At 68.5% G+C, this 10728-nt stretch carries 10 protein-coding genes and 2 pseudogenes; 10 read left to right on the forward strand and 2 right to left on the reverse strand.

What is annotated here, in order from left to right; all coding sequences use genetic code 11:
* The 6 genes and pseudogenes from RJ1_RS48575 to RJ1_RS43615 form a co-directional block, all read left to right on the forward strand.
* A pseudogene (locus RJ1_RS48575) lies at nt 1–158 on the forward strand (aspartate aminotransferase family protein); the annotation flags it as partial.
* A gap of 272 nt (nt 159–430) precedes the next feature.
* Nucleotides 431–1267, forward strand: a complete 837-nt coding sequence (locus RJ1_RS43595) for a polysaccharide deacetylase family protein (RefSeq protein WP_073370701.1) — start codon at nt 431–433, stop codon at nt 1265–1267.
* Nucleotides 1264–2769 carry a C45 family autoproteolytic acyltransferase/hydrolase gene (locus RJ1_RS43600; protein ID WP_073370704.1) on the forward strand — a complete coding sequence of 502 codons (1506 nt, stop codon included), beginning with the start codon at nt 1264–1266 and terminating at the stop codon, nt 2767–2769. The genes RJ1_RS43595 and RJ1_RS43600 overlap by 4 nt, the downstream gene beginning before the upstream one ends.
* The gene (locus RJ1_RS43605; RefSeq protein WP_073370706.1) at nt 2766–3536 is read left to right on the forward strand and encodes an SDR family NAD(P)-dependent oxidoreductase; all 771 of its coding nucleotides are present in this window, start codon (nt 2766–2768) and stop codon (nt 3534–3536) included. Before RJ1_RS43600 ends, RJ1_RS43605 begins: the two co-directional genes overlap by 4 nt.
* Before the next feature lie 19 nt (nt 3537–3555).
* Nucleotides 3556–4581 (forward strand): Rieske 2Fe-2S domain-containing protein, encoded by a 1026-nt coding sequence (locus tag RJ1_RS43610; RefSeq protein WP_073370709.1) that lies wholly within the window; start codon nt 3556–3558, stop codon nt 4579–4581.
* A complete protein-coding gene (locus RJ1_RS43615) occupies nt 4562–5515 on the forward strand; it encodes a PDR/VanB family oxidoreductase (RefSeq protein WP_073370710.1) in 954 nt (317 codons plus the stop codon). The genes RJ1_RS43610 and RJ1_RS43615 overlap by 20 nt, the downstream gene beginning before the upstream one ends.
* A gap of 24 nt (nt 5516–5539) precedes the next feature.
* Here RJ1_RS43615 and RJ1_RS43620 read toward each other — a convergent pair whose 3' ends face one another.
* Both RJ1_RS43620 and RJ1_RS43625 read right to left on the reverse strand, forming a co-directional pair.
* Nucleotides 5540–6157, reverse strand: a complete 618-nt coding sequence (locus RJ1_RS43620) for a 5-oxoprolinase subunit B family protein (RefSeq protein WP_073370711.1) — start codon at nt 6155–6157, stop codon at nt 5540–5542.
* A complete protein-coding gene (locus RJ1_RS43625) occupies nt 6157–6915 on the reverse strand; it encodes a LamB/YcsF family protein (RefSeq protein ID WP_073370713.1) in 759 nt (252 codons plus the stop codon). Before RJ1_RS43625 ends, RJ1_RS43620 begins: the two co-directional genes overlap by 1 nt.
* 129 nt (nt 6916–7044) lie before the next feature.
* Here RJ1_RS43625 and RJ1_RS43630 point away from each other — a divergent pair, with 129 nt between their 5' ends.
* The 4 genes and pseudogenes from RJ1_RS43630 to RJ1_RS43645 form a co-directional block, all read left to right on the forward strand.
* Nucleotides 7045–8211: a hypothetical protein gene (locus RJ1_RS43630; RefSeq protein WP_073370715.1), complete on the forward strand. Its 1167-nt coding sequence runs from the start codon at nt 7045–7047 to the stop codon at nt 8209–8211.
* Nucleotides 8208–8483 carry an ESX secretion-associated protein EspG gene (locus tag RJ1_RS48580; RefSeq protein WP_240319808.1) on the forward strand — a complete coding sequence of 92 codons (276 nt, stop codon included), beginning with the start codon at nt 8208–8210 and terminating at the stop codon, nt 8481–8483. The genes RJ1_RS43630 and RJ1_RS48580 overlap by 4 nt, the downstream gene beginning before the upstream one ends.
* A 63-nt stretch (nt 8484–8546) precedes the next feature.
* Nucleotides 8547–8969 (forward strand): hypothetical protein, encoded by a 423-nt coding sequence (locus RJ1_RS48585; protein WP_240319807.1) that lies wholly within the window; start codon nt 8547–8549, stop codon nt 8967–8969.
* Nucleotides 8970–9596: 627 nt separating this feature from the next.
* Nucleotides 9597–10728 (forward strand): annotated as a pseudogene (locus RJ1_RS43645) (transposase); the annotation flags it as partial.

Here is a 10728-nt window from a genome sequence, read left to right on the forward strand (position 1 = left end):
CTACCGCCCTGTTCGATGCGGGCCTGTACTGCCGCGCCGACGACCGCGGCGACCCCGTCATCCAGCTCGCACCCCCACTGATCTGCGGGCAGGCCGAATTCGACGAAATGGAACGCATCCTGCGCAGCGTCCTCACCGAAGCCTGGACCCTGCTGTAACGCAACCGGTCCCACGCCGAAGGCGGCACCTCGACAACGGCGTCGAGGTGCCGCCTTCGTGTTTTCCGGTGAGGCTGCGCAATGCGCAGCAGAGTTCACCGATAAATGACGCAAAGCGGTGACAGCCTAGGGTTGTGCGACGGTTTGCGCACTGTTAATGTGGTTCGCAACACGCAAAGCGTTGAATCATCACTCATTGACTGCCGACATGCGCAGAATCGCACGGGAGTCATTCCCGCCGCGGGAGCGGCGCAATCGACGAGGAGGACGTCTTGACGAATCGGGACATTCCCACTGCAGACTGGCCGGGCGGCAAGGCGGCCGCGGTGTCGTTGACCTTCGACGTCGACGCCGAGGCCGGCTGGCTCGGCGAGGGCGACGAGTACGCACGCCGACTGACGATCCTGTCGGAAGGCCGCTACGGCGTCACCCGCGGCGTGCCGCGGATCCTCGACCTGCTGGGCCGGTACGACATCTCGGCGACGTTCTTCGTCCCCGGACACACAGCGGAGCATCACCCCGCGATGGTGGAAAGTCTGCTCGACGCGGGGCACGAGATCGGTCACCACGGGCACCTGCACCTGCGCAGCGACAAGGTGAGCACGCAGCAGCAGATCGACGAGATCGACAATGGCCTCCAAGCGCTGGAACGACTCGGCGTTCCACGGCCGCGTGGATACCGTTCCACGTCCTGGGAACTCACACCCGAGACGTTCGCGTTGCTCGTCGACCGCGGCTTCCTCTACGACTCGAGTTGCATGGGCGACGACCGTCCGTACGTCGAGTCCTGGGACGGCCTCGAGATTCTCGAACTGCCCGTGCACTGGTCCCTGGACGATTGGCCGCGCTTCGGCTGGAACATCGACGGCGGTGGCAACGTCGCCGACCCCGAAGAGTTGCGTCGTTGCTGGACAGCCGAATTCGAGTCGGCTCGCGCCGAACGCAGGCACACGAGCTTCACCATGCATCCCGAGGTCATCGGACGCCCCTACCGGCTCGCCCAGTTCGAGCAGGTGGTGGCGCACATGGCCGAATCCGGCGACGTGTGGTTCGCGCGCCTCGACGAGGTCGCCGAACTGGTGACGCCGCGACTGCAGGTCGCGTCGTGACCCGTCGCTTCCGCTCCACGCAGACCCGCCCGTGGGACCGCGGATACGAATTCGGCAGCGTCCACGCGGAACAGGTCGTCGCCTCCGTGGCCGCCTACCGGCAGTTGTTCGACCGCGCCGCCGGCTCGGCCGTCGACCTGGACCACTGGGGGACCCTCGCCCTCGAACAGATCACGGCGGCCGCGCCCGCACTCGCCGAGGAGATCGGCGGCATCGCGGAAGGCGCCGGACTGCCGGTGACCGCAGTCGCGGCGATCAATGCGCGCACCGAGGTGCTGGCCGCGGTCGGTGGGGTCACGCCGAGCGAGTGCTCGACCGTCGTCCGGCTCCGCGAGGGTGCTGCGCCCGTCTCCATTCAGGCGTGGGACTGGTTCGCCGAACTCGCCGATCTGTGGATCGTCTGGGAAATCCCGCACGAGGACGGCCATCTGACCACCACCGTCACCGAGTACGGCATCGTCGGCAAGATCGGCGTCAACGACCGCGGACTCGGCGTGCACTTCAACATCCTCCATCACACGCAGGACGGGAACGGGATCGGCGTGCCGGTGCACGTCCTGGCTCGCGTGGTACTCGACGAGTCGCGCGATCTCAACCACGCCCTCGTCCGGCTCGCGCAGGCGGCGGTCTCGGCTTCGACGTCGCTCACGCTCGTCGCGAGCGCCGGCGGTGAATCCGCCGCCGTGAGTGTCGAACTCAATCCCGTCGGCATCGGGTACGCCCTGCCGGACCACGACGGTCTGCTCGTCCACACCAACCACTTCCTCAGCAGCCCGGCGAACCTGCACGACAAGGAACTCCGGGACGGACCGGACACCGTGATCCGGTTCGACCTGCTCCGCCGTCGACTGGCAGGCCGGCCGGACGTCGATGCTTCCGCAGTCCTCGAGGCGATGACGTCGCACCTGCTCGGCGGCGGAGCGACGTGCTGCCACGTCGACCCGTCCCTGCCGGCGTCGACGCGTTTCGAAACCCTCGCCACCGTCTCGCTCGACGTCGAGAACGGCACCCTGACCGCCCATTCCGGTGGGCCCTGCACCATTCCTGCCGAATTCGCGGCACCGACCAAGGAGAACACCTTGCTGAAACTGAAGCGCATCGACAACATGGACATCCTCACGCGTGATGTCGACGCACTGGTGGAGTTCTACCACGGCGTCCTCGGGCTGCCCTTCCACCTCCCGTACGAGAAGGACGAGGAGTGGGCCGCCATCGACATGGGCAACGTGACGCTCTACATCTTCACATCCGAAGTGGGCGAACATGCTCCGCGCCGCACCGCGGTGAACGCCGACAACGCGCCCGGTTACGACTCGATCGCGTTCGAGGTCGACAGCCTCGACGAGGCCGAGGCCGCGCTGGACGGACGCGTCGAATGGGTCGACGAGCGGATCCAGTGGAAGCATCCCAGCGGCACCTGGTATCAGTACCGTCCGTTCTTCGACCCCGACGGCAACATGCTGTACGTCACCGAGCCGCACATCGTCGGAGCGGGAGCATGAGTCCCGCCGCCATCCCCACCGTTCGGCTGGACGGCCGCGTCGCACTGGTCACCGGGGCCGCGCGGGGCATGGGCGCCGCACACGCGCGCACCCTCGCGTCCCGCGGCGCCGACCTGATCATCGCCGACCTCGACCCCGCCGAACTGTCCGCGGTCGCCAAGGAGATCCGCGACAGCACCTGCCGCCGGGTCGAATGCCTCGAACTGGACGTCACCGCACCGGACGCCGGCGAACGGGTCGCCGCCGTCGCGAACGACGCCTTCGGCCGTCTCGACATCCTCGTCCACAACGCCGGCATCATGCACGACTGGAAGACCCTCGACGAAACACCCGTCGAGAACCTCCGGCCCTACCTCGACGTCAATGTCCTCGGGCCGTACGCCATCACCCGCGCCGCCGCGCCGCTCCTCGCGCGCAGCGAGGCCCCGCGCGTCATCTTCATCTCCTCGCAGTGGGGGCAGGTCCCGGGTGGGCACTCCTACGGCTATATGGTGTCCAAGACCGCGCAACTCGGCCTGATGAAGGCGCTGTCCACCGAACTCGTCTCGCAGAAGATCCTCGTCAACGCCGTCGCCCCGGGCGCGATCCACACCCGGATGGTTCCCGACGACTTCTATACCGAAGAACTCGCCGCCGTCCCCCTCGGCCGTCTCGGCGACGCCCACGAAATCGCCGCGGCCGTCGCCTTCCTCGCCTCCGACGGAGCCGCATTCATCACCGGTCAGACCCTCGCGGTCAACGGTGGCGCGCTCGTCGTCGGCGCCTGAACTTCCCGAAAGGACCATCGTGACCACCTCGATCCCCACCCAAACCAAACGCGAGCTGGCTGAAGCGTCGATGCGCCGCTCCTGGTTCCCCGTCGCGCGCCTCTGCGACCTCGACAAACCCCAGACCGCAACGCTTCTCGGCGTCGGTCTGGTGATCTACCGCGACGGCGAGGGGTGGATCTCGGTGCAGTCGCGACGCTGCCCGCACCGCGGCGGCGACCTGTCGATGGGCGAAGTGCACCAGAGTTCGATCGGCTGCCCCTACCACGGCTGGGAATTCTCCAGCGCCGACGGCAGTTGCAGCCGCATCCCCTCCCTGGCCGATCAGGGCAAGATCCCGCCGCGCGCGTCGATCCCCACCTACCCCGCGGTCGAGCGGTTCGGCCACGTCTGGACGGTGCTCGAAGACCCGATCCGCGGCATGTACGAAATCGAGGAGTGGCAGGGTCTCGACCTCGAATGGCTTGCCGCCGATCCCATCGACTCGTCCGTCGGAGTCGGGGTGACGATCGAGAACTTCCGCGACGTCGCACACTTCCCCTTCGTCCACAAGGTGTCGATGGGCCCGACCCCGGAGGTCGTCGAACCGCTGAACGTCAACCGCGACGGGCTCGACGTCTGGATGGACCGGCCGCTCGACGCCGGCTCCGGCGACTGGGCCAACGACGGCGACTGCATGATGCGGTACCGCTGCTCCGCTCCGGGTCTCGCGTCCATCACGTACCACTACGAGAAGCTCGGACGCCGCGTCGTCGCCGGATTCCCGTCGCCGATCGACTACGACCACGTCAAGATCTTCTGGGGTGTCGCCAACGAGGTCGGCTACCGAGGCGCGGACCTCGAGGAGTGCCTGCGCGTCGAGGAGATGGTGTACCTCGAGGACATCCCGATCGTCGAGTTCATCGAACCCCGCGAAATCCCCTGGGATTCCGAGTTCCAGGAATTCTCGGTGCCGGCAGATCTGTTCACGCTGAACTACCGGCGCTCGTTCACCGAGCTGATGAACCGCGTCAAGGACGGTAGTCATGTCAACGAGTTGGTCTGATCCGCAGACTCTTCCACTTCGGGTGGTCGCCGCCCGCTGGGAGGCGGAGTCGATCGCGTCATACGAGTTCGCGCACGCAGACGGCGGGGAACTGCCCGCGTGGGAACCGGGCGCGCACGTCGACGTGCACCTGCCGTCGGGGACGGTCCGGCAGTACTCGCTGTGCGGTGACCCAGCCGACTCGACCCGCTACCGCATCGCTGTCCTCGAACTCCCCTCGGGCCGCGGCGGTTCGGTGGAGGTGCATCGTGAGCTGCGTCCGGGACGCCTGATCCAGGTCGGCCGGCCACGCGCCAATTTCGTGCTGGCGGAGGCCGATCGATATGTCTTCGTCGCCGGTGGAATCGGCATCACCCCGATGCTGCCGATGATCCGGGAAGTGCAGCGGCGCGGCGGAACCTGGGAACTGGTGTACGGCGCGCGCACGGCCGAGCACTTCGCGTTCCTGAACGAGCTGGATCCATCCGCGGTGCAACTGGTGCCCCAGGACACGAGCGGTCACCTGGACCTGGAGACCGTCGTGAGGTCCTCGTCGGGGGCGGCGGTCTACTGCTGCGGGCCCACACCGCTCATGGACGCGTTGGTGGAACGGATGTCGCAGGCGGGTCGCGCAGGCGACCTCCACCTCGAGCGGTTCGCGGCGTCGGCACCCGCGGCCCGGTCGAGCGGCGAGTTCGAGGTCGAACTGGCCCGCAGCGAGAAGGTCGTCCCGGTGCGTCCCGACCAGACCGTGCTCGAGGCCGTTCGCGGCGCCGGCATCGACCACCCGTCCTCCTGCGAGATGGGAATCTGTGGGTCGTGCGAGGTGAAGGTCCTCGGCGGCGACGTCGACCATCGCGACGATCTCCTCACCGAAAGCGAACGCGCGCAGTGCAACAGCATGATGATCTGCGTGTCCCGGGCCCGGGGAGCCCGCCTCGTCCTCGACCTGTGAGTACTTGTTAACCGCGGGCGGTTGTCAAGTACTCACGGGCGCGAAGCGCACGACGACGCCGGGGCGGAGCAGGGCCGGGGGAGTGCGCTCGGCGTCCCAGATCGGTTCGTCCGTCGTCCCGATGAGTTGCCACCCTCCGGGCGAGCTGCGGGGATAGATTCCGGTGAACTCCCCTCCGAGCGCCACGGACCCGGCTGGGACCGACGTCCGCGGCGTCGAGCGGCGCGGCACGTGCAGTTCGGGTGCGCCCCCGGTGAGGTACCCGAAACCGGGGGCGAAGCCACAGAAGGCCACCGTCCACGGTGTGCCGGTGTGCGCCGCGACGACACCGTCGACACCGAGACCGGTCAACTCGGCCGCGTCCTCGAGGTCGGGTCCGTCGTACCGCACGGATATCCGGATCTCCTCCGGGGCCTCCTCGGCAACCGCCGCCTTCGGCTGCGTCGTCCGCACCCACTTGACGACGCGGTCGCGGCTCGTCGCGCCGTGGTCGAACCGCACCAGGATGGTGCGCGCCGCCGGAATCACTTCCCGGACGCCCGGTGGCCGGGACTCGTCCAGCGCACGGAAGTGCGCGAGCACGGTGCCTTGATCCTCGAACTCGGCGAGGATCGCGCTTTCTCCGACATCGAGGACACGCATCAGACGAACGGCTCCACCGTGATGCCCTCGGCGTCGAGCAACGATCGGATGGCGGTGGCCATCTCGACGGCCGCGGGCGTATCGCCGTGCACACAGACGGATTCAGCGGTGACCGCGAGCACCGTGCCGTCGATCGCCTCGAGCGTGTGATCGACGACGAGTCGACGCACCCGCCCGGCCACCGCCGCCGGATCGTGCAAGACGGCGCCATCCGTCGAACGGGGTACGAGCGTGCCCTCGGGTGTGTACGCGCGGTCGGCGAACGCCTCGGTGACCGTCCGCAGTCCGGCCTTTTCGGACTCCTCGAGAAACACCGAACCGGGCAGCCCCAGGACGGGAAGCGTCTCGTCGTAGGCGCGGACCGCCGCGACCACCGCACGCGCCTGCTCGCGGTGATGCACGATCGCGTTGTACAGCGCGCCGTGCGGCTTCACGTACGCCACCGCAGATCCGGAAGCCTGCGCGAGACCGTCGAGGGCGCCGATCTGATAGATGACGTCGGCCGTCAGGTCGCGTGGGGCGACGTCGATGAACCGTCGCCCGAACCCGGCGAGGTCGCGGTACCCCACCTGCGCGCCGATGCGGACCGTGAGGTCGGCGGCAGCAGAACAGGTCGACAACAATGTCGCGGGATCTCCGGCATGAAAGCCGCAGGCCACGTTGGCGCTGGTCACGAGTTTCAGCATCGCCATGTCGTCGCCCAGGGTCCAGGCGCCGAAGCTCTCGCCGAGGTCGCTGTTCAGATCGATTGCCGGCACATATTCGATACTAGGGTTCCGAGTGCCGTCTTGTAGATTCTCTCGCGGGGGCGGGCGGAACCGGTGAGGGTCCTGCTGCGTCAGAACAATTGACCGTGTGTGGTGGACTGCGCCATCGGAGGGGGAAACGTGACCGACCCGGCATACATCAAGGATCCCGAGAACTTTCATTCGGATCAGTGGGATCACGCGAGGATTGCGAACGCCGTCGCCAGCATGGACGCCGAGCACGGGGGCGGCATCGCGCGAGCCTGGACCGAGTTGGGGACGACGGCCCACGACACGATCGTCGAGTTCAGCGATGCGATCAAGAAGACGATCAGCGAGAGCTGGCACGGTGCTGCCGCGTCCGCGGCCTACGGCGAGACCGAGCGGTACTCGTCCTCCGCACCGCAGGCACAGGAGCAACTCCACGGAGTGGCGGGGGCGTTGACGCCGCTCGTCGAGACCGTCGCGTCGCTGCGGTCCCAGGTTCCTGAAACCATCGGCACCGGACTGTGGGACAAGTTGACGCGCTGGGACACGGACACCGAAGACGAGTACTCCCGGCGAGAAGGCGAAGCACGCGAGAAGATGGCCACGATCTACAACCCGGGACTCGCGACGTCGGACGGCAACGTGCCGTCGTTCACGAAACCGGAGAGCATCGTCGATGTCCCGTCGGGTCCTCCCGGGCCCGGTGTCGGCGACGGAGGCGGTGCCCCCAGCTCGGGTGAACAGTTCGGGGTACCGAATGCCGGACAGCCGAGTTCCGGTGGAGGCCCCGACAGCGAGGCTTCCGCTGCGCCTGCTGTGGACGGCACACCCGCTGTGGACGACACGGAGCAGGACGCGGCCACGTCGCCGTCGTCGGCCGCCGCACCGGCGGCGACCACCCCGACGTCAGTGACGGGTGATCAGACCCAGGGCCGGTCGGGTCTCGCTCACGGTGCCGATTCGCCCTCGGGCGCCGGATCGCGATCCGCAGGTGCCGGATCGGGCGGCGGAGCCGGAGTCGGCGGACTCGGCGTCGGTGGACTCGGTGGTGGCGCCGGCCTCGGGAGCCGGCCGGGGTCCGGGGCGTCGCCGGGAGCGAAACCGGGGACCGCGGGGCTCGCGGCCGGTGGCCGTACCGGTGCGGGCGTGCGGGGCACCGGCCCGATGGGCGGGGGGATGATGGGCGGCGGAGCGGGAACAGGCAAGGGCGGCGGTGACGACAGGGAACACAAGACGCCCGACTACCTGATCACCCTCGACAACGGCAACGAGCTGATCGGCAGACTGCCCCTCGTCTCGCCGCCCGTGATCGGCGCATGAGCATGCGCAACTGGCAGCTGCGTCCCGAACTGTTCGACGCACTCTGGGCCGCTACCGGGCAGGACCGCATCCCGTACCCGCTCCGAATCGTGAGCGCGCATCCCGGGCTCAATGCATATGTGGCAGAGCAGAACCGGATTCGGGGCGCCTTCGCGGGCGCCGAGCACGACGGTCTGAAGTCGGCGCTGAAGGTGCTCGCCGACCCCGAACTGTATGTCGAGATTTCCGGTTCCACCGTCGACGAGACGCCGATCCGCATCATCGGTGCGTAGGGACGGCAGTGGACGGTCATCGCGTCGCAACTTCCCGGCCGGGCGCCGCAGATCGGCGGCGACGTGGTGGTCGGGGCCGGGCCGGCCGGGCGGCTGGGTGCCCAGTTGATCGGGCTCGTTCCGCAGAACGCCGCCGGCCGTTACCGGTTCCGGCGGCGGGACGAAGAGGACGCCCCTTTCTCCCGGGGAATCCTGCAAGAGGTCAATCGGGCGGCGCCCGCTCCCCGACTCGAAACCGCCGTGCAACGCGGATACGCGGGACGCGGGAAGGTCCGGGTGTTCCGCGGTCCCCGCTACGGCACCGGCCGGGACGTCGGCGTCCTGCAGTGGTTCGACATCGCTGGCGACGGGCGCTACGTGATCGGCCCGCACGATCCCGCGGCCGCGCACCCCGCAGGTCCCGAACACCTCGTCGCCGCACTCGACACCCTGATTGGGGTGGGGACCACCCCGCGAGCAGGGTCGGTGAGTGCCCGCGGTTGGTAGATTGCCACGCGCGAGCACAGGTGGGGACACAGCAGCACATACGGAGGGGATACGAACATGGCGGGGCCAGAAGCACCGGAAGCCGGCTGGAAGGCTTCCCGCTGTTGATCGAATTTCTGTGGCTATCTCATAGTAGCTATTACTATCTGCGGCAGGTGGATTGGTGAGGCTGCGGAGACCTGGGCATGTCTGTGGCGGGGTGCGTTAGGCGGCGTCGAGGGTCGGTTGCCGTCTCGGCGTACCGGTGCGGGGCACCGGATATTTGATCTCGCGGATCTGGACGTTGACCTGGGCAGGCCCGCGACGGGTTCGGTGGCGCCGGGAACGGGTGGAGGCGCTGTATTACCGGGTGCCGGGCTCCGCAGGGCAAGAGTCATCGCTGGAAAACCGGGCGCGACCGGTTGGCCGGGTTCGTCGGTGGCGTGGATCGAGCGTTGCTTGTCGTAGGTGGGGGTTACTGTCTGGGTTGGGCGCGATCGGGGCGACACGTTGCTGGTAGAGGGGCTGGTGGATGACTTCATGGGTGTTGGTGGTGTCGCTTCCCGGCGGTGCCGCCGGCTGCGGTCGCAGCGGAATCAGCGCAGGCGCCGGGGCGATGCCGCAGCCCGGTTGGGGTAGGGGTAACCGATGAGTACCACCGGGGATCGTCGGTCTGCGGTTGCTGCGCGGCAGTTTTCGGTGACCACCCGCGCCCATGTGGCGGTCGACGATGCGACCGGCGAGTCGATCGGCCTCGACGACGTCGATGTCCGGGTGGGGTGGCTGCTCAACCTGATTGCCAGTGCCGGTGGCGAGTTGGTGTCACGACTGTGGCAGCCGGCGACGTTCGATGTGCTCGCCGCCGGCCTGGACCGCCAGGACCGCAGGCTGCCCGCGCAGGGTCACGTCGCCGCGGCCCGTCTCGGCTGGAACCCCATCTATCCGGACGGGGTCTATGTGCCCTCCCGGGTCAGCAGGGTGGTGACCGCGCAGGTGATGACGACACTGCGGACCCTGGCCTACCGGGACACCGCGATCGCGGCGCTCTCTCATCGATTCGACCCTGCCACCGGTCGGCTGACGGCAACCACCGCCGCCGCGGACTATGTGCCGGCGGGTTTCGCTCGAGGAGTGCGACGCCAGCTCGCCGCACGCTCACGCAGGGACGGCGGGGTACCGGCCGGCCGGTTGCGGATCACCGACGTGCAGGGACCACCCCGGATGGCGGCGATGGCCCGAATCTCGGCCGCCGATCGGCAACTCGCGCAGATCACCTCGACGAACGGTGAACTGGCGTTGACTGTGAAGCTGCCGACCTGCCCCGCCCCGGCGGGTCGGGCGCAGTGGCGCAGTGTCCGGCTGACCGCGACCATCCCCGCGCACCTGCACGGCAGGGTGATCACCGATTGGCATCTGCCGACCCTGGTCCTCGATCGGAAGGGCCTGCTCTGGCGGTGCGCGGCCACCGAGATGGTGCCTGCCGCCGACCTCACTGCCGGGACGGTCGCGGTGGGCGTCGACTGGTCACCGACCACGCTCGGTGCCGCCGCCATCGCAGCAGAGGGCCCCGGCGGGTTGACCTCGGACTACCGGGGATGGACCTACGACGACCGCGGCCTCGGTGTCAAGCTGGCCCGCTTGCAGGCGGAGGGGCAGCTGCTGCACGCCAAGGCGGCCCGGTTGACACGGCTGGCCGCCACCGCCCCGCCCGAGGTGCGCGCGGAGCTGGAGGCGAAGATCGTCGTCCTCGATGCTCACCGCACCGCGGTGGGTGTCAAGA

Origin of the sequence: Rhodococcus jostii NBRC 16295 (genome assembly GCF_001894825.1) — a bacterium.
GTDB classification, from domain to species: Bacteria; Actinomycetota; Actinomycetes; order Mycobacteriales; family Mycobacteriaceae; genus Rhodococcus_F; species Rhodococcus_F jostii.